We start from the raw sequence: 19213 nt of genomic DNA on the forward strand, positions 1-19213 counted from the left end.
TTCACCTAAAGAAAATTAAACTATAGTTATAGTAAGGTATTAAATTGGAGAAAGGAATGAAATGGACTTATGGACTTTTACTATTAATCTCTTTGCCAAGTTTTGCATTTCAACCCAATACCACAAGCCCTCAAAATCCAGGTGTCCTCTACTATCCAGGCTTACAAAAAGGTCATGAGCTCAATCCTTTTAACCGCCCTCCGCAAAACAATGTCATAACTGGAAGCGATCAGGCAACTACACGATTTGACCAAAGTGGCTATATGGATACCACGCCTGTAGATGACACAGGCACTGAAAAGGATATTTACCACAAATTACAGCCCAACTGGGTTGTTCCTTCAGAGAATGTCCCCCTATCCCAGCCCCTCTCTACACCGCCTCGCTAGTGGCTCCCGATAGGATTTGCTTCAGGCTATATAATTAAGTGATGACTTGTAAGCCCAATAGATAATGAGTATAGTCTCGAACCAGCTTAGGAGTATTTCATGGTCAACATAGAAACATCGATGATAAATCAGGCAACTCTTGCATTGCCACATGCCTATGCTCCCTACTCTAATTTTCAGGTGGCATCTTGCCTCTGCAGTGAGGACGGCAGCTTTTTTACTGGAGTCAACGTAGAAAATGCCGCCTATGGTTTAACGATATGCGCAGAAAGTGCTGCAATTTGCCACATGATTGCCGCAGGACAACGAAAAATAAAAAGCATCGTTGTGCTTAATGGAGAAAATACCCTTTGCCCACCGTGCGGTGCTTGTCGGCAACGGATTCTAGAATTTTCTCAGCCAGATACAGTAGTTCATTTGTGCACTAACCAAAGAGTAATAAAAACAATGAAAATTACTGAGTTATTGCCCGAAGCATTTAGATTTAAGCCTAATCAGGATTAACATATGACGAAAACAAATCTTTCCGCAGCTCATTTAGCCGCGAATCAAATAAAAGAACTTGTTCCTAACTTTAAGCCCACCTTAGGTATTGTATTGGGCTCAGGCTTAGGTAGTTTTGCTGACCAGTTAGAAGACGCAGTCTCTATTGGCTATGACAGACTACCTGGTTTCCCAAAACTGACAGTACATGGTCATGGCGGTAATTTGGTTTTAGGCTATCTATCGGGTGTTGGTGTCGTTTGTCTCCAAGGCCGTGCTCATACTTACGAAGGTATTGATTATGAAGTAGTCAAAACCTATGTCCGTACATTGAAGCTTCTTGGCTGTGACTATTTTTTTGCAACCAACGCCTCCGGCTCGCTTCGAGAAGATGTAGGACCTGGCGAATTAATGCTCATTACTGATCACATCAATATGCAACCAGGCAATCCTTTGGTCGGCCCCAATGATGATGAATTTGGACCTCGATTTATACCCCTTGATAACGCTTATGATAAAGGGATGCGCGATAAACTGTTGCAGATTGCACACAAAGAAAATATTTCTCTTAATCAGGGTATCTATCTTTCAGTTTTAGGCCCTAACTATGAGACCGCTGCAGAAATTAGAGCCTTTCGAATTATGGGAGCTGATGCAGTCGGCATGTCTACTGTTCCAGAAGTACTCGTAGCCAATCATTGTGGTATGAAAGTTGCCGTTATTGCCACTATAACGAACTATGCTACGGGTCTTGCCTGCACTAGCCATAGTCATGAAGCCGTGGTACTTATGGCTTCTAAAGCAGCAGAGAAATTAAACCGTTTAGTCAAACAATTCATTGCGAGCCTGGCGTGAACTTGGAAGCACAATTTTTAGTAGCTCTTGGGCAGTTGAATGAAATGCGCTGGAATATTAAAGAGCTGACTACTGAAGCCTTTTCATTAATTGATTTAACATTATTAGATGAAACGGCTTCTCCTCATGCAGTGCAGGCTCTTGTGGAAAAAGCCAATTCCCACCAGGTTGCTGCAATATGTGTCCTACCCCAGCATATTAAAGAACTCAAGCCGGCAGAAGGGATTAAATTAGCCACCGTTGTCAATTTTCCAACAGGAAAACATTCCTTGGCTGAGGTTCTTTCTAAAACAAATAATTTATTAAGTAATTTCCCTGTCGATGAAATTGATTATGTTTTTCCCTATCAAAATTATCTTCAAGGTAATGTGCAGGAGGCTTTAACTCATTGCCAGCAAGTTTATACGCTGTGTGAGCAACAAAATGTGACATTTAAAGTGATCTTGGAAACAGGGGCTTTTGCCACCTTAGAAGCAATTTACAATGTAAGCTGTCAGATCCTCGACAATGGATGTAATTTCTTAAAAACCTCGACGGGAAAAATTAAACAAGGTGCAACCCCTTCAGCAGCATTTGCAATTTTAAAAGCAATTGAAGCGAGCGATATTCATTGCGGCTTAAAGGTCTCTGGGGGTATTAAGCAGCCTGCTCAAGCCTTTATTTATATGTGTTTAGCTGAGAAAGTACTGAAACGCAATGTAGATAAATCCTGGTTTCGCATTGGAGCGAGTAGTTTGCTAGATGAATTAGATAATTCTTTCTAATTCATTGCTCCTACAAGCCCTACCCACATTATTAATCCATACCAATGATTACTAATAAACGCTCGGAAACAATTTGCCGGTTCTCGCTTCTTAATTAATTTTTGCTGATAGATTAGATTTACAGCAGCACCAACCCAGCAAACTCCAAAAAATAGTGAATTGAGAGTGAGTAGCAAGGGAAACCATAGACAATGTAACCCTACTTGCAGTGCACCAATAGCTAGCTTGTCATAGGCAGCAAAAAGAATGGCTGTGGATTTAACACCTATCCGTAAATCATCTTCACGATCAACCATCGCATACTCGGTATCATAGGCGACTACCCACATAAAATTAATACACAGTAACAGAATCATTGATCTGTTTGTTAATTGATTTAACGCCGCATATGCTATAGGTATTCCCATAGAGAAGGCGATTCCAAGTACTAACTGGGGGCTTTGAATAAAGCGTTTACAGAAAGGATAGACCAGGGTGAAAACCACAGCTACAAGAGCATAGTAAAAGCATGTTATTGGCAATTGCATTAAAATAGTTAAGGCCATGAATAACAATACAATAAGCAAACAAAAAGCACCGGTCAGACTTATTTCCCCAGCTGTCAGAGGTCTTGTTTTAGTACGTTTCACATGCTGATCAACATGCCTATCGGCAATATCATTGATGACACAACCTGCTGAACGCATGCAAACTGTACCTAATATGAATAAGATCAATAGATCGAGTGGCGGTTGTTTTTCTTCAGCTAACCAAAGAGCCCATGCCGTAGGCCACCATAACAGTAATATGCCTATAGGTTTATTAAGGCGCATTAAGCGGATATAGCGAAACAAATTCAATTCCTTATCCTTAAAAGTTCAGGCAAAAGGATTTCAATAAGGCAGAAAAAGGTTTTTTGCAGTGAAAATAAAGACAATCTAATCCACAAATCTTCATTCTCTTCTCGTAAGTGAGGAGGAAGCCAATAATACTCCAAAAAAGATGAGTTTATAGGATAGTAAATTATACACTCACGTTTAATAGCGGGGTTGCTAAACACAATAACGCCTAACGATTCATGCTCCAATCGTTTGAAAAATAAATCCCCTCTCTCGTAGCAGGAGTGGGGAATTATAGTTCTTGCATACCAGCAAGGTTTATTCTGGGCTGTCATCAAGATTTCTCTATGCATCACAGGGTTATCCATCAAGCCAAGAACACATCTATCCCACCAGGAACAAGCATCCCACTCTTGCCTAAGAACAGTCAATACGGCTTCCCCTCTTTCATTTTTTAACTTCTCGGTTAATGAAAATGGATGGCTAAGCCAGGACAACAACATTTCAGGAGGTGAATCTGCGCTCTGCAGTTTAGCAATTCGATTCAGCATATTTAGAGTAATCACAGCAAAATTCGCCAAATTATAGCATTTTATACGAGTCTAGGTTAAGGATTTACTGATACGACCAAAACGATTAATTATTAATTTTTTATGTTGGGATGTAGTCGTGAAAAGATCAAAGTGACCACTAGTTGCCGCATTCTTTAAGTTACTCGAAAATAAAAGATAGGAATTCGACAAAAATCCCTTCCAAATTACATGTAGATCTTGATGATTCCATTGCCATTGATGTAATAATTTATCCCCGATTTGGTAGGTATGTCTTTTATTATCAATAAAAAGAATCATACCTTTTGACCAATCTTTAGAATCAGCCAATGGGGTCAGTGCCAAACGGACATCGTATAGTAGAGACATTTTTCTTGCATAGCGAATAGCATTACTGATTTCATTTTCAATGACTTTCAGTTGATTTTGTTGAAAAAGTGAACGATTTGAAGGAGTCATCGCAAAAAATATTACGGTTATTAATGCAATACAGCAAACTAACTCTAATAATGTGATGCCTTTTGCATTTTTCAATTACATTCTTTCCGCTAAGAATTTCTTTACCGTTAGCAGATCAGCATACGCCTTTTTCTTATCCGTAGGATTACGCAACAAATAGGCAGGATGATAACTGACCATAAAAGGCAGATTGTTATAAGAATGAACTGTTTGTCGCAGCTGATTAAGTGGGGCACTTTTATTGGCTAAAAATTGGCCTGCAAAACGCCCAAGAGCGAGAACTAAGTGGGGATTGATTATTTGAATTTGCTTTGCTAAATAGCTACTGCAGTGAACAATTTCATCTGGTCTCGGATCTCGATTATCTGGTGGTCTACACTTTAAAACATTCGCAATATAAACATCTTCTTCGGTAAAACCGATACTTTGCAGCATTTGATTTAATAACATCCCTGCTTTGCCTACAAAAGGTAAACCCTGCTTATCCTCATAAAAACCAGGCGCCTCACCAATAATCATCAATTTTGCAAGTGGATTGCCACGAGCAAATACAGTTTGGGTACGTGTCTTATGAAGAGGACAACGTGAACAAGACGCTACATTCCTTGCCAATCGAGACAGCTGTTTCTCACAAGAAGAGGTAGCTTCCTCTTCGCGAGAAACCCAGACATCTATACCCATTGTTTGTAAATAATAATGATTTAATGCGTGTGACATGAAAGAAAAAATAAGAATGTAATCTCAGTAATTATTGCAAATTAAGTTAACTTTGCGAAGCGTTATTCTTCAATTCTTTATATTAGCTGCATTCACGATGACAGGAATTTTATAAGGAGAGGATACCTCAAAGTTTGTCGCATTAATAACTGTAGTAAGCATTGTGCAACTGTCTTGAATTTTTTATTCAAGACAGTTGCTACCTTCTAGACTTTGAAGTCAACTATTAAGGCATTGTTGACTTACTTCATAATTCTCATTATTGATGCTGTACTCGTCATTAACTCTATTGTCCAATACAGGTGCATCTTTTATTGCCAGGGTTTGTAATGGCTCTTCTCCCTCTTTCAAAGAGGCACATAAATCATAATTATCAGCCCAGTTTTGTTGCTCAAATAGTTTTAAAATTCTGCAACTTTGTCTAACTAGTAAATTCCATTTACCATAAAATGAAGAATGTTTTAACTTCTCCATGTTTGCATCTTGTAATGAGACCATCAGAAGTTTGAATTTACTGATTGTCTCATCAATTTTCCCTAATTGAGCAGTGCTTAAAATTTGAATAAAAATAGATAAAAGGACGTGAGTTTCTCCTTTTATTTGTTTTAGATATTTTAACCCCTCCAGAGGTCTATCAAGAGAAAGGGAATGTCTGGCAAGTTTAAAAAATTTCAAGTCTTGGGTATTTGTGAGAAAGTTATAGGGTAATTTGTGAAATATTGGATAAATTGATTCAAATAACTGCATATTTCTTCTTGTCATCCATTGTGCCCCTAGAAATCCTCCTAAGCTATCCAAAGAACTACTATTAGCATTGCTAGCTCGAAGAGGCTTTTCTTCCTCTTTACTTGAAGAGAAGTAACTATTTCTCAATTGGTGAATTTTTTCCCGGGATACACCTTCCTTCTCAGCTTCCACTGCTAGCTTTTCAAACCAGTCAGCATGCCCTCTGTAGCAAGAAAAATAGAGTAACTCCTCAATGGAAGAAAAGTTAGAATACATTAATTCATCATTTTTGGCTGTTTTATCATTTAATTTGTAACGAGCGGTTATGTAGTTTTTTCCAGCTTGATAACCATTATCCACCAAGGTATTTTGTGAATCCTTATCCAGATCAAATTGTGTGGATGAAACATTACCCACAGGAATTAGTACAACCTGGTTGCTATGTTGCAACAGCTTCAAACGATCACGTTCCCAGCCACTGACAGGATCTTTTACGCCGGTAAACAATGAATACAACCAATTCCAGAAGAAATTTTCACGATAGACTCTTTCAGCAAACTTATCTAGCAAATTCCGTTCATAGCCATTATCAAATTGAAAAGCCACCATACTGAGACAATTACCATGTTCGGACTCAAGTAATGTAGATAGATCACCAATAAAGATTTCTGTTGGTAAATTACTTAAAATCCCCCCGTCTTTATACCGAACTCCTGCAACTACAGTGGGTTTAAATACAACAGGAAAACTTGCTGAGATTTTCACCGCATTGCTTAGTTCCATATGAGGTGAAGTAGCATAGGAGAAATAACTTGTCGTTCGATTTTTTACGTCAGTCGCTGTAACTGTTAATTTTTCTCCCAGACAACAATCAGGATAACGTTTTTTAAGAAAATGCAGGGATTCAAAAGTAATTTTTCCATCTTTAAAAACTTTGTCCGCCAAAAATTTTTGACCTTCCGGCGTTTTATCCACACCGTATTTTTGAATAATTTCATTTACCTTTTTCATGACCATATAGTCAAGAGCAGCTTTCATAGCTCGCGCATCAGACAGACCTGAGCTGTCAACCTCATAGTGAATGAGATTATCTTGTTTAAACCACTGAAAGAATGTAAGTATCTCAGTTGAAGAACATCCAAGATAAGCCAGAGCTGCCATAATAGCCCCTGCGGAACTTCCTGCGTATTTAACAGGTTTAATGCCATGTTCTTCAAATGCTTTTAAGGCTCCTACATGAGCAAAAATTTTCGCTCCGCCTCCACAGAATACCATGCTATCTAGTTCAGGCCTTTTTTCAGTTACAAAAATCTGCCCATCATTTTCACGCTTGAAAACTTGTACTTCTCCTTCAGAAAACAATAAGCGGTATTTTTTACTTCCTGAACGAATCTCCGTCATTTCTATTTCCTGAGGCGGATTTACAAAAAAAGAGTGAATCCAGTCCCAGAGTCGTTTAAACCAAGCTTTTTCACGAAATAATCGTTGAGTTTTCCGATATTCTTGCATGGCAAGCAAGCGTTTAGATTCTAAGGTTACATTGATAGAAAATGGATGAGGTCGAGAAATGGCTGAATCAAAATCAAAAGAGTCCAAATCTGTAGTTATTAATTTATTCACCATGTCATCAGTTAATAGTACCCTTTTAGTATTTCGTAAAGGTTTACTTTGATTATCATTTATCGCGTGATATTTCGTTCCATTATTTTCAACAAAAGATTGATTTAAACCAATTAACAATCCTAGAGTATCCTGGCAAAGCTCCAACCCTTTTAAATGATTATTTGATGGAGATTCTTGAGGAGGAAAATCCCAGTGGTAGGATTTTTTTCTGTGAAACAAGAAATTAATTATTCTTCCCCACCGACTCAACCCTACTTCAGCTGTATAACCCCTATAATTATTCGTTGCAACACCACTTAACAACGCTTGATTTGCCTGGCTACTATGTGGTGCTAAAAACCATTTCAGAAATTTTTCTCTGGCTTTCTCATTTAGTCGAGTAAAATCAATAATGAGTCTCTCATCGTCCAATAAATACTCGCTCAATGAATATTTTTCATCAGGAGAGAAACCATTAATACGAAACCAACCATGGTAAACAGTAAGCAGAAACTTTTTTAACAAAAGAATGTTGGGATGAAGCATATCCTTACGCAACAATGCACTTAACACTTCTTCTCGTGACATAATATATTCCTTTAGTTGCGGGTTAACCTTACACACGGCAATCCTATGCTCGTGAACGTATAATAATTTTTGCTAAATTATTTAACTATTTTAATAACTAACATAAATCAATGAGTAAATAAATACCATTTTCTTACCTTGTTCTGGAAAATTTATTATTTTTTAAACGAAATAATCGCTCTAAAATTTGCAATATTGTCTCATTAATACTTACAGTGCTCAATATTTATCATGTAAGATTGATGTTAAGTATTTTATTTAAAATGAAAAAATCAGAGAGGAATTGAACTATTAATTTTGTTAATAATTTCTACAGGATTAGAGGCTCCTGTGATGGGGCGTCCTACAACTAAATAATCACTTCCTAGCTCAACAGCTTGAGCCGGCGTCATGATTCTACATTGGTCGTCTTTACTACTTTCAGCGAGTCGAATTCCTGGAGTGACCGTTAGAAAAGAAGGCCCACATGCATTTTTTATAATGGGTACTTCGTGTGCCGAGCACACTACACCATCCAATCCAGCATGTTGGGCTAACATTGCCAATTTTTGGACCTGATTTTCCAAAGTATTTTCTATACCAATAAGTGGCAACTCTGTATGATTCATGCTTGTTAAAACAGTGACAGCAATTAATAAGGGACGCCGAGAATCATAATCCGATAGCGCATCTTTTGCTGCTTGCATCATAGCTAATCCACCTGAAGCATGAACATTAATCATCCATACACCAAGCTCAGCCGCAGCTCTACAGGCTTTGGCAACAGTATTGGGGATATCATGAAACTTCAAATCCAGAAAAATTTTAAAATTTTTCTGGATTAATATATGAAGAAAGTCGACACCAAATAAAGTAAACATCTCGCTGCCAACTTTTAATGCACATTCACTCGGCTCCAATTGATTAACCAGAGCCAATGCCTTTTCTTGCTTGTGAAAATCAAGGGCGACAATAAGTCTCGGATTCACTTAGGCTCCTACAAGCTCAGTTGACAGACAAGTCTCTACTGCATTGGCGACTTTTTTCTGCTCTTCCAGAGTCATGTATGGATGCATAGGCAAGCTAACTACATGCTTGCTGGCTTTTTCTGCATTGGGAAAATCACCCAACTTATAACCTAAATAAGCTAAAGCCTCTTGTTGATGCATTGCAACTGGATAATGCACAGCAGTAGGAATGCCTAATGCCTGCATTTGCTTTTGGAAATGCTCTCGCTCAGAAACTTCAATTGTATATTGCGCAAAAACACTCGTGTTCCCTGAAATAATCGCAGGTGTTTTAACAATCCCAGACAACAATTGCTCGTAGCGCTGTGCCACACGTTGGCGCAGTGCAATTTCTTCAGGAAACAATTTCATTTTCTCAATTAAAATAGCCGCCTGTATAGTATCCATACGTCCATTAATACCTATTCTACGGTGACAATATCTGGCATTTTGTCCATGTATTCGAATTTCGAGCATTCTTTCTGCCAAAATGTCATCATCTGTAAAACAAGCACCAGAATCCCCATAACCGCCTAAAGGCTTAGAAGGGAAGAAACTTGTACAACCAATTGTTGAGAGCGCACCAGAATAAACGCCATGGTAGGTAGCACCAAAACTTTGTGCAGCATCTTCTATTACAGGCAAGCCATAACGCTTAGCAATAGCATTAATAGCATTCATATCCGCACATTGACCATACAAGCTCACTGGCATAATCGCCTTGGTTTTGGCCGTTATCTTTGATTCAATCTGAGCAACATCAATATTGTAAGTAAGTGGGTCAATATCAACAAAGACTGGTTTTGCCTGACAAAGTGCGATGACTTCAGCAGTGGCGAAAAAACTAAAGGGACTGGTAATCACTTCATCCCCTGGCTCAAGCTCTAATGCCATAAGAGCCATTAGCAATGCATCTGTACCACTAGAATTCACAATAGCATGCTTGACACCTAAAAATTTTGCCAGTTGCTCTTCTAGTTTGGCAATTTCAGGGCCCATAATGTACTGACCATGCTCAAGGACAGCCTGAATACCCCGTAAAATATCAGTTTCTATTAATTTGTATTGTTTTTTTAGATCAATAAATTGCATTTTCTTTCTCAAATTAGCTTAGGGACATGATTATGCTGGGCCAGAATGAACCAGGTCTAATCCCCTTCCAAACCATGAACTGGCTTCATTCTACCCCACTGTTTACAACTTGGGCAATGCCAATGCAAATGTTTCCCGCCGAATCCGCAGTGACCACAGCGATAAATTGGCTTATTATCCAGAAATTTGCTTGTAATATCATACAGCATCTTCAGTTTATCTTTCACTTTGCCATGAGCAGTTTCAAGATGCCAAAAAATGAGGCGATTAAGTCCTCTGATGGAAGGATGAACACTTAATTTGTCCGATACAAAATCTATTGCTACATCAACATCTTTCTCATGACGCAAAAATTCAGCAATGACGAAAATTGTCGACGCACGCGGATGGTCACTAAGTGTATCTTGTAAATAATCAACACACTCATGCATTTCATTTAATTCTCGATAACAAGTGACCAAAGGTTCGATTATTTCACTAAGAAACTCAGGATCTTGCTGAGGAACACGTCTTAATGAGCGAATTGCCTGCTTGTATCTACTCTGCTGCATGTCAATTGAAGCTTGCATTAGACTAGCACGAACACACATTTTATCGGCAATCAAAGCTTGTTTTATCGCATTTTGCGCTTTTTCCAGAGAATTATGCTTTAGAGCCTGATTTGCAATTTCGCAATAATAATGTGCAGCTTGGGTATGCATACTTTGTCCCAAAGACAGCTCTATCTTCTTGATAATATCTAATGCTTTTTCCCAAGCTTTTTCTTGTTGATATATGGCCAATAATCCTTGGAGGCTGCAAGTATCGTTACTACCACCCATTTCAACAACTTCTAAAAAAATTCGCTCAGCCCTATCGAATACACCTGCGCTCATGTAATCCTGGCCAAGAGCCATTAACGCTTCTTTTCTTTCTCGTAAACTAAGCTGGGGACGGGCTATTAAATTTTGATGAATTCTTATCGCTCTATCGACTTCACCTCTGCGACGAAACAAACTTCCTAAAGCAAGATGCGTTTCTACTGTTTCACTATCCACTTCCAAAAGCTTGATGAAAACGTCAACGGCTTTATCAGGTTGTTCATTTAACAAATAGTTCAAGCCAACAACGTATTCGCGAGATAAACGGTTATTAAGGTCTGCTTCTTTACCAGAATAATTACGGCTAGCAACCCACCAGCCTGACCAAGCGGCAGCAGGTAACAATAATGGCCATAAATTAATCATTAAAGCTCTCCATTATTTCGTTTTGTTAGATGGTAATCTGCTAAAGTATGCCGATGATAGCGTAGTTACTCACCTTACAAAAGATTAATTAGAAATACTAGTGTTGATCTTGTAAAGGAATAGATCTTAAATTTTTAATTTCTTTTTCTGTCATTTTAAATTGGTTTTTCAGCCTTACATATTCTACTTTGAGACGCCAATAACGGTATAGAAATAAGAGAAAACCTAATAATAAACCGATGCCAAGCATAATTGTCATAAGAACAGAAATAGGCATTGCCAGTTTCGTGAAATAAAAATTAACTTGTACCGAAGAGGCATTCAACGCCGCAAACGAAACACCTAATAAAATCAACAGCAAGTAAAATATCATCATAAACAGGCGCATTGCATTATCCCTATAATGAATGGTTTGCTAGAACCTCTAAATTATCGTAATACTCTACCACCCCGAAAAAATTTGACAATGAAAATAAAAAAAAAGCGTAGTTTTCTACGCTTTTTTTAGTAAGAGACAAGAGATTATTCGCCTTCTTTGCTGGCCATTTTCTCTTTAAGCAGATCACCCAGCGTAGTTGAAGCGACATCGCCACTACGTGAATATTTTTTGATAGCTTCTGCTTGATCTTGAGCATCTTTAGCTTTTACAGAAAGTGCGATTGTACGGTTTTTCTTATCGACATTGATAATTTTAGCCTCAACCTCATCACCTTCTTTGAAGAGATTTGTTGCATCATCAACTCGGTCTTCAGAGAGTTCATTCGCACGAATAGTACCAACAACTTCTGGAGCAAGCTCGATAGTTACAGACTTAGCATCAACGGCAGTAACTTTACCTTTGACTATAGCGCCTTTTGCATTTTCTTCTACATAAGTAGTAAATGCATCACCTTCAAGTTGTTTCAAGCCTAAAGAAATACGCTCACGCTCAGCATCAATTGCTAAAATAACTGCTTCTAATTCCTGGCCTTTCTTGAACTGTTTCACAGCTTCTTCGCCTGGAGTATTCCAAGAAATATCCGATAAATGAACTAAACCGTCGATATCCCCGTCTAAACCAATGAAGATTCCAAAGTCAGTAATTGAACGAATCTTACCTTTAACTTTTTGGCCTTTATTGTGAGTTTGTGAGAACTGGTGCCAAGGATTGCCAACACATTGCTTCATACCCAGTGATATACGGCGACGCTCTTCGTCAATCTCAAGAACCATAACGTCAACAACATCACCCATTGAAACAACTTTGCTAGGATGAACGTTTTTGTTAGTCCAATCCATTTCAGACATATGGACCAAACCTTCTACGCCTTCTTCAATCTCAACGAAGCAACCATAATCGGTAATATTAGTAACTTTACCTTGAAGTTTTTTACTGACAGGGTAACGTTCAACCAAGTCAACCCAAGGATCATTTCCTAATTGCTTCATACCTAATGAAACGCGATTGCGCTCGCTATCAAAACTCAATACTTTCACACGAACATCTTGACCTACTGTAAGCACTTCACTTGGATGCTTAACGCGTTTCCAGGAGATATCAGTGATATGTAATAAGCCATCGATGCCGCCCAAATCAATGAATGCACCGTAGTCGGTAAGATTTTTAACGATACCGTTGAGTACTTGTCCTTCGTGTAATGATTCAAGAAGAGCTTGTCTATCAGCACTGCTTTCTTCTTCTACAACAGCACGACGTGAAACGACAATGTTGTTGCGCTTTAGATCCATTTTTATAACTTTAAACTCTAATTCTTTACCTTCAAGATAGGAAGGATCACGAACGGGTCTGACGTCAACCAAAGAACCTGGCAAAAATGCGCGAATTGAGCCGATTTCAACAGTGAAACCACCTTTAACTTTACCAGAAATCAAACCGGTAACAGTATCATTGTTTTCATGGCACTTGGATAATTTACGCCATGCTTCTTGACGTTTTGCTTTTTCTCTTGAGAGCAATGTTTCACCGTAGCCGTCTTCGACAGAATCCAAGGCTACTTCGACGGTATCGCCTAAGTGAATTTCTAATTGACCATTTTTATCATGAAATTCCTCGACAGCAACAATACCTTCTGACTTTAAACCTGCATTCAGGGTAACATAATCATCATCAATTCCGATGACTTTTGCTGTAATAATTGCTCCAGGATAAAACTGTGCACCAATGATACTTTGCTCAAATAATTCTTTGAAACTTTCAGACATATTAATAAACTCTTTAGTAAAAAAATGAAAGAACGAGATCCCCTCGCCTTTCCCCCATATTAGTTAACGAAAAAACAAGTGTTCATCGACCAATTTTAATACATTATCGAACACTTGTACAATCGTTAATCCAGTCGTATCAATAAAAGCCGCATCCTCTGCAGGTTTTAATGGCGCATGTGCTCGAGATGTATCTCTTGCATCACGTTTAGCCAATTCATCAACAACTTCGGCGAGGCTAGCATCAATTCCCTTTTCTTTCAACTGTAAATAGCGTCTAGATGCTCTTTCTTCAGGTGAAGCATACAAATAAATCTTTAAAGCAGCCTCGGGGAAGACCACTGTGCCCATATCTCGACCATCCGTTACCAAGCCTGGAGACATGGCAAAAGCTCGTTGACGAGCAAGTAATGCTTCTCTAACTTTAGGTAAAACTGCGATTGTAGAAGCATCCTGTCCACATTGTTCACTTCTTATGTAGTCAACAACATTTGTCCCATCCAGGAGAACTTGTGCTTTTTGCTCAGGATCTGTTTCAAATTTTAAATTTAAAGCATGCGCCAACTCGACTAAAGCTTGCTCATTTTTAAAATCTATGCTTTTTTTTCTGGCAGCAAGGGCAAGTACTCTGTATATACAGCCACTATCCAATACATGCCAATGTAAGTGGTTTGCCAACATGTGACAGATTGTGCCTTTGCCTGTGCCACTTGGTCCATCCAGAGTAATTACCGGTACATTCTTATCTGACTTCATCGTTAATTTCCTTGATAGCCAAGTTAACTTTATTGGCTGTTTGCACAAACGTTGGAAATGAGGTTGCAACATTTGCACAATTTTTAATTGTAACCGGATTTTTTGCTACAGCACCTGCAATCGCAAAGGCCATAGCAATACGATGATCTGAAAAACTATTTACCTCACCACCGTTAAGCTCTCCTCCATTAATATACAAGCCATCATCAAACGCTTGAGCTTCGATACCTAAATTTTGCAATCCTTCAACCATGGCACCAATTCTATCGCTTTCTTTACAGCGTAACTCTCTTGCTCCATGCAATAGAGTTTGACCTTTTGCGCATGCTGCTGCAATAAAAATAGCTGGGAATTCATCGATGGCAATAGGTACTAATTCCGAGGGAATATCAATCCCTTCCAGAGGAGCGTATTTGACATAAAGATCGGCGACTAATTCTTCTCCACATAATCGTTTATTATTCAGACTGATATCAGCGCCCATGCTCGTTAATATCTGGATAATTCCAGTTCTGGTAGGATTAATACCAACGTTTCGTATAACAAGTTCTGAGCCAGGGATAATTGTTGCTGCGACAATAAAAAAAGCAGCCGAGGAAATATCACCAGGAACGATGATATCCGTTCCTAGACATTCACTTTCCGAATTAATAATGATTGTATTCTCTGATTTTTGGATAGGATAAGAAAATGTGGTCAGCATCCGCTCTGTGTGATCACGAGTAAAGCCGGGCTCAATAACTCTTGTTTCCCCTTCAGCATACATCCCAGCCAGTAACAAGCAGGATTTAACCTGAGCGCTTGCTTCAGGCATTTCATAAGTAATTCCATTGAGCTTACAACCACCACGAATAAATAGCGGTGGTTTGCCTTCCGTTGTTCGTATCTCTGCTCCCATTTGGGCTAATGGGCGGCTTACTCTTTCCATTGGTCTTTTTTGCAAACTTGCATCGCCAGTTAATACACTATCAAATGATTGGGCAGCAAGAAGACCCGATAGCAAGCGTATGGTAGTGCCCGAGTTTCCACAATCAATCACTCCTGTGGGTTTTTGTAAACCATATTTTCCTACACCCTGGATAACAACACGCTGGGCAACCGGCCCCTCTACAGCAACGCCCATAGCCTGAAATGCTTTTAACGTTGCCAAACAATCCTCGCCTTCCAGGAAACCACTTATAGTCGTTGTACCCTTTGCTATAGCACCTAAGATAATGGAGCGATGAGAAATAGATTTATCACCTGGAACAGTAACGTCCCCTGATAAAGTATTGGTTGGGCTGCTTACAAAATGTAGCAATTTCATTGGTAGTATTCCTTAGCAAAATCGCACATAAATTCAATAAGGGCATTTACTCCGTCAAAGGGCATCGCATTATAAATACTTGCTCGGAGTCCTCCTACCGCTCGATGCCCTTTTAGCGCTAATAAATTGCGTTGTTGAGCCTGCTCTAAAAAGAGGGATTCGAGAGTGGTATCTCTTAAATTGAAACAAACATTCATTAACGACCGGTATTCCTGAACAACTTTACAATAATAAAACGAGGAAGAATCAATATATCTATAAAGTTTAGCTGCTTTTTTACAATTTTCGGCGTACAGCGCCTCTACACCACCTTGAGCTTTAACCCATTGGAACATTTTTGCCGCCATATAACAATTAAATGTGGGCGGAGTAGCATAGATAGACTTTTCAGCGATATGAACTCGATAATCCAGCATGGTCGGAATTATCTGATTACCAATGGTATGCAACCATTCTTCCTTCACAATAACGACAGTTAAACCTGCATTCGCTATATTTTTTTGAGCACCAGCAAAAATTAAATCATAATTTTCAACCTGGATTGGTTCGCTTAACAAACTTGACGTCATATCGACGATTAAGGGTATTCCTGGAGCAACAGGAGTTTGAGGAAAGCGCACCCCATTAATCGTCTCATTAGAGGTAAAATACAGATAACTTGTTTTTTCTTTCAATTGCCATTCATCGACTAAAGGTACTCTAATAAAACCATTTTTTTCATCGCTTGCCACACAATAAGCCTTCTTTAATTTACAAGCTTCCTGATAGGCAAAAGAAGACCAAAGGCCTGTAATGAAATACCCAGCCTGCTCATCATTTTTCAGAAAATTTAAAGGAATCATTCCAAATTGGGTACGTGCTGCACCACCTAAAAATAAGACATGATAATTGGCAGGGATTTTTAAAAGATCACGTAAATCCTGTTCAGCTTGAGCCATCAACTCCATGAACTCTGGAGTTCGATGGCCTATTTCCATAATCGACATCCCTGAGTTTTGCCAATTCAAGAGCTCTTCTTGTGCTGCCTTAAGAATAGGCTCAGGCAACATCGCAGGACCAGCACCAAAGTTGTATGCCCTATTCATTATCGCCTTCATAGGACTCATCGGAAGATAATGAGTCTTGAGTGTCTGTTTCGTCCCCTAAGTCTGAGTCTTCAGCTTCGCCAAGGTCTTCAATTCGTTGCATACCCACCACATGCTCACCAGAGCTGACATTAATAAGACGAACACCTTGAGTATTACGTCCAATAATCGACAACTCAGCTACTCTGAATCGAACTAAAGTACCTTTGTCAGTAATTAGCATCGCTTCATCAGTTTCCTCAACTTGCGCAGCACGAACTACTTTACCGTTTCGCTCACTGACCTGGATAGATATGACACCTTGCCCCCCTCGTCCAGAGACACGATACTCTTCAATATGAGTGCGTTTACCATAACCATTTTCAGTGGCTGTCAATATGGTGCCCTGAGGTTTGGCAACCACTAATGAAATGACTGATTGGTTTTCATGCAATCGAATACCTCTTACCCCACGTGCAGTTCTACCCATGGGACGTACAAGATTTTCATCAAAACGAACAACTTTACCCGCATCAGTAAACAACATGATATCTTTAGTACCATCCGTGATATCCACACCAACCAGACGGTCATCTTCATTCAAATCAACTGCAATAATTCCTGAGGAACGGGGACGACTGAAGGCTTCAAGGGGGACTTTCTTAACCGTACCATGTTTAGTCGCCATGAAGACAAAATAGCCCTCAGTATATTCACGAACAGGTAACATTGCATTGATCGATTCATCTTCTGCAAGAGGAAGAATATTAACGATAGGTTTGCCTCGTGAAATTCGACTGGCTAGCGGTAATTCATAGGCTTTTAGCCAATATAATTTTCCATGATTGGAGAAGCATAATAAGGTATCGTGCGTACTGGCAATCACCAAGCGCTCAACGAAATCCTCATCTTTAACATTGGTGGCCGATTTGCCTTTACCACCGCGACGTTGAGCCTGATAGGATGAGATAGGCTGATATTTGACATAGCCTTGATGAGATAAAGTAACAACAACATTTTCTTCGGTAATGAGGTCTTCAATGGTTAAATCTTCTTGAGAAGCGAGAATTTCTGTGCGACGACCGTCACCAAATTGAGATTTAATCTCTAAGAGCTCCTCACGAATAACCTGCATGAGTCGCTCAGGAGAAGCCAGAATGTCGAGTAGTTCTTTAATAACACCCAGCAGCTCTTCAAACTCATTGATGATTTTATCTTGTTCCAAAGCGGTCAAACGGTGCAATCTTAATTCAAGAATAGCTTGCGCCTGTTCAGCTGATAAACGATAGCCTGTCTCTGTTAACCCAAACTCCTTGCCTAAATCATCAGGACGAGAAGCGTCACTACCCGCGTGTTTCAACATTCCCCTTACTAAACCAGGTTCCCATACGCGAGCTAATAACGCTTCTTTTGCATCCTGAGGTGTCGCAGATTTCTTAATCAATTCGATCATTTCATCGATATTTGCCAGAGCGATACCTAAACCCTCTAAAAGATGAGCACGATTTCTTGCTTTCTTAAGTTCAAAGATAGTACGTCTGGTTACAACCTCACGGCGATGCTTGATGAAATGGTCCAAAACCTCTTTTAAATTTAAGGTACGAGGTTGTCCATCAACCAAAGCCACCATGTTAATACCAAATACATTTTGCATTTGGGTGTGAGCATAAAGATTATTCAAAATGACTTCAGGCACTTCACCGCGTTTCAATTCAATAACAACACGCATCCCTTGTTTATCGGATTCATCTCGTAATCCTGAGATGCCTTCAATTCGTTTTTCGCGTACCAATTCTGCAATTTTTTCAACCAATCGAGCCTTATTCACCTGATAGGGTAATTCTGTAATAATGATTGCTTGGCGGCCAGTTTGATTTTCTGTTTCAATTTCCGTACGAGCACGAACATAAATACGACCACGGCCAGTGCGATAGGCTTGAACAATTCCCGCCTTACCATTGATGATAGCGGCAGTAGGGAAATCAGGCCCAGGAATATATTCCATTAAATCGTCAATCGAAAGATCTGAGTTTTCTACTAGAGCGATACAGGCATTAATAATTTCAGTGAGGTTATGAGGAGGAATGTTCGTCGCCATTCCTACAGCAATACCTGAAGAACCATTGACCAAAAGATTTGGAATTCTTGCTGGCAAAACGACAGGAGCAAATTCGGTTTCATCGTAGTTAGGGCTAAAATCAACCGTTTCTTTTTCTAAATCTGCAAGCAAAGCATGAGCAATCTTTGACATTCTGACTTCGGTGTAACGCATCGCTGCAGCATAATCACCATCAACAGAACCGAAATTACCCTGCCCATCAATTAGCATATAACGCATAGAGAAAGGCTGCGCCATACGTACGATCGTATCGTAAACTGCTGTATCTCCATGAGGATGGTATTTACCGATCACATCCCCTACCACACGGGCTGATTTTTTATAAGGCTTATTCCAATCATTACCTAATTCACTCATGGCAAAAAGCACACGTCTGTGAACAGGCTTTAGACCATCCCGTACATCAGGCAAAGCTCGCCCCACGATAACGCTCATTGCATAATCGAGATAGGACTGTTTTAATTCGTCTTCAATATTGACGGGTATGATTTCTTTGGCTAGATAAACCAT

At 39.3% G+C, this 19213-nt stretch carries 18 protein-coding genes; 4 read left to right on the top strand and 14 right to left on the bottom strand.

Annotated features, from left to right (window positions below; all coding sequences use genetic code 11):
* Positions 1 to 56: 56 nt before the first annotated feature.
* The 4 genes from LHA_RS08650 (at position 57) to deoC (ending at position 2491) form a co-directional block, all read left to right on the top strand.
* A complete protein-coding gene (locus tag LHA_RS08650; protein ID WP_045106190.1) occupies positions 57 to 389 on the top strand; it encodes a hypothetical protein in 333 nt (110 codons plus the stop codon).
* Between the two features lie 99 nt (positions 390 to 488).
* Positions 489 to 893, top strand: coding sequence for a cytidine deaminase (cdd, locus tag LHA_RS08655; protein WP_045106191.1), 405 nt, complete (start codon positions 489 to 491; stop codon positions 891 to 893).
* 3 nt (positions 894 to 896) lie between these two features.
* Complete coding sequence (locus LHA_RS08660; RefSeq protein WP_045106192.1) at positions 897 to 1727, top strand: purine-nucleoside phosphorylase; 831 nt, start codon at positions 897 to 899, stop codon at positions 1725 to 1727.
* On the top strand, positions 1724 to 2491 hold the full coding sequence (gene deoC, locus LHA_RS08665) for a 2-deoxyribose-5-phosphate aldolase (protein ID WP_231861890.1): 768 nt from the start codon (positions 1724 to 1726) through the stop codon (positions 2489 to 2491). The genes LHA_RS08660 and deoC overlap by 4 nt, the downstream gene beginning before the upstream one ends.
* On the opposite strand, the gene ubiA is transcribed toward deoC, so the two are convergent.
* The 14 genes from ubiA to gyrA form a co-directional block, all read right to left on the bottom strand.
* Positions 2488 to 3330, bottom strand: coding sequence for a 4-hydroxybenzoate octaprenyltransferase (ubiA, locus tag LHA_RS08670; RefSeq protein ID WP_370447925.1), 843 nt, complete (start codon positions 3328 to 3330; stop codon positions 2488 to 2490). The two genes, deoC and ubiA, sit on opposite strands and share 4 nt — an antisense overlap.
* Positions 3327 to 3875: a chorismate--pyruvate lyase family protein gene (locus LHA_RS08675; RefSeq protein WP_147292333.1), complete on the bottom strand. Its 549-nt coding sequence runs from the start codon at positions 3873 to 3875 to the stop codon at positions 3327 to 3329. Before LHA_RS08675 ends, ubiA begins: the two co-directional genes overlap by 4 nt.
* 36 nt (positions 3876 to 3911) lie before the next feature.
* Positions 3912 to 4394, bottom strand: coding sequence for a pilus assembly FimT family protein (locus tag LHA_RS08680; protein WP_045106193.1), 483 nt, complete (start codon positions 4392 to 4394; stop codon positions 3912 to 3914).
* Positions 4395 to 5036 (bottom strand): uracil-DNA glycosylase, encoded by a 642-nt coding sequence (locus tag LHA_RS08685; protein ID WP_045106194.1) that lies wholly within the window; start codon positions 5034 to 5036, stop codon positions 4395 to 4397. It abuts the gene before it with no gap.
* A gap of 219 nt (positions 5037 to 5255) precedes the next feature.
* Positions 5256 to 7952: a Dot/Icm T4SS effector VpdC gene (gene vpdC / locus LHA_RS08690; RefSeq protein ID WP_052673651.1), complete on the bottom strand. Its 2697-nt coding sequence runs from the start codon at positions 7950 to 7952 to the stop codon at positions 5256 to 5258.
* A 272-nt stretch (positions 7953 to 8224) separates the two neighbouring features.
* Positions 8225 to 8920 (bottom strand): orotidine-5'-phosphate decarboxylase, encoded by a 696-nt coding sequence (gene pyrF / locus LHA_RS08695; RefSeq protein WP_045106195.1) that lies wholly within the window; start codon positions 8918 to 8920, stop codon positions 8225 to 8227.
* Positions 8921 to 10030, bottom strand: a complete 1110-nt coding sequence (locus LHA_RS08700; RefSeq protein ID WP_045106196.1) for a DegT/DnrJ/EryC1/StrS family aminotransferase — start codon at positions 10028 to 10030, stop codon at positions 8921 to 8923.
* Between the two features lie 56 nt (positions 10031 to 10086).
* Positions 10087 to 11256, bottom strand: coding sequence for a lipopolysaccharide assembly protein LapB (gene lapB, locus LHA_RS08705; protein WP_045106197.1), 1170 nt, complete (start codon positions 11254 to 11256; stop codon positions 10087 to 10089).
* A 97-nt stretch (positions 11257 to 11353) separates the two neighbouring features.
* Positions 11354 to 11644 carry a lipopolysaccharide assembly protein LapA domain-containing protein gene (locus tag LHA_RS08710; protein WP_045106198.1) on the bottom strand — a complete coding sequence of 97 codons (291 nt, stop codon included), beginning with the start codon at positions 11642 to 11644 and terminating at the stop codon, positions 11354 to 11356.
* Between the two features lie 134 nt (positions 11645 to 11778).
* Positions 11779 to 13458 carry a 30S ribosomal protein S1 gene (gene rpsA, locus LHA_RS08715; RefSeq protein WP_045106199.1) on the bottom strand — a complete coding sequence of 560 codons (1680 nt, stop codon included), beginning with the start codon at positions 13456 to 13458 and terminating at the stop codon, positions 11779 to 11781.
* Between the two features lie 63 nt (positions 13459 to 13521).
* A complete protein-coding gene (gene cmk, locus LHA_RS08720) occupies positions 13522 to 14214 on the bottom strand; it encodes a (d)CMP kinase (protein WP_045106200.1) in 693 nt (230 codons plus the stop codon).
* Positions 14201 to 15520, bottom strand: a complete 1320-nt coding sequence (gene aroA, locus LHA_RS08725; RefSeq protein WP_045106201.1) for a 3-phosphoshikimate 1-carboxyvinyltransferase — start codon at positions 15518 to 15520, stop codon at positions 14201 to 14203. Before aroA ends, cmk begins: the two co-directional genes overlap by 14 nt.
* Positions 15517 to 16608 carry a 3-phosphoserine/phosphohydroxythreonine transaminase gene (gene serC, locus LHA_RS08730; RefSeq protein ID WP_162262805.1) on the bottom strand — a complete coding sequence of 364 codons (1092 nt, stop codon included), beginning with the start codon at positions 16606 to 16608 and terminating at the stop codon, positions 15517 to 15519. The genes aroA and serC overlap by 4 nt, the downstream gene beginning before the upstream one ends.
* Positions 16598 to 19213: a DNA gyrase subunit A gene (gene gyrA / locus LHA_RS08735; protein ID WP_045106203.1), complete on the bottom strand. Its 2616-nt coding sequence runs from the start codon at positions 19211 to 19213 to the stop codon at positions 16598 to 16600. The genes serC and gyrA overlap by 11 nt, the downstream gene beginning before the upstream one ends.

The organism is Legionella hackeliae, from assembly GCF_000953655.1.
In the GTDB taxonomy this organism is placed as follows: domain Bacteria; phylum Pseudomonadota; class Gammaproteobacteria; order Legionellales; family Legionellaceae; genus Tatlockia; species Tatlockia hackeliae.

Bases quoted from the DNA above. Each gene is read 5' to 3' on its own strand.
- LHA_RS08650 (WP_045106190.1), top strand. From the start codon at position 57: ATGAAATGGACTTATGGACTTTTACTATTAATCTCTTTGCCAAGTTTT.
- cdd (WP_045106191.1), top strand. From the start codon at position 489: ATGGTCAACATAGAAACATCGATGATAAATCAGGCAACTCTTGCATTG.
- LHA_RS08660 (WP_045106192.1), top strand. From the start codon at position 897: ATGACGAAAACAAATCTTTCCGCAGCTCATTTAGCCGCGAATCAAATA.
- LHA_RS08685 (WP_045106194.1), bottom strand. From the start codon at position 5,036: ATGTCACACGCATTAAATCATTATTATTTACAAACAATGGGTATAGAT.
- vpdC (WP_052673651.1), bottom strand. From the start codon at position 7,952: ATGTCACGAGAAGAAGTGTTAAGTGCATTGTTGCGTAAGGATATGCTT.
- LHA_RS08700 (WP_045106196.1), bottom strand. From the start codon at position 10,030: ATGCAATTTATTGATCTAAAAAAACAATACAAATTAATAGAAACTGAT.
- lapB (WP_045106197.1), bottom strand. From the start codon at position 11,256: ATGATTAATTTATGGCCATTATTGTTACCTGCTGCCGCTTGGTCAGGC.
- LHA_RS08710 (WP_045106198.1), bottom strand. From the start codon at position 11,644: ATGCGCCTGTTTATGATGATATTTTACTTGCTGTTGATTTTATTAGGT.
- rpsA (WP_045106199.1), bottom strand. From the start codon at position 13,458: ATGTCTGAAAGTTTCAAAGAATTATTTGAGCAAAGTATCATTGGTGCA.
- cmk (WP_045106200.1), bottom strand. From the start codon at position 14,214: ATGAAGTCAGATAAGAATGTACCGGTAATTACTCTGGATGGACCAAGT.
- aroA (WP_045106201.1), bottom strand. From the start codon at position 15,520: ATGAAATTGCTACATTTTGTAAGCAGCCCAACCAATACTTTATCAGGG.
- gyrA (WP_045106203.1), bottom strand. From the start codon at position 19,213: ATGGTTTATCTAGCCAAAGAAATCATACCCGTCAATATTGAAGACGAA.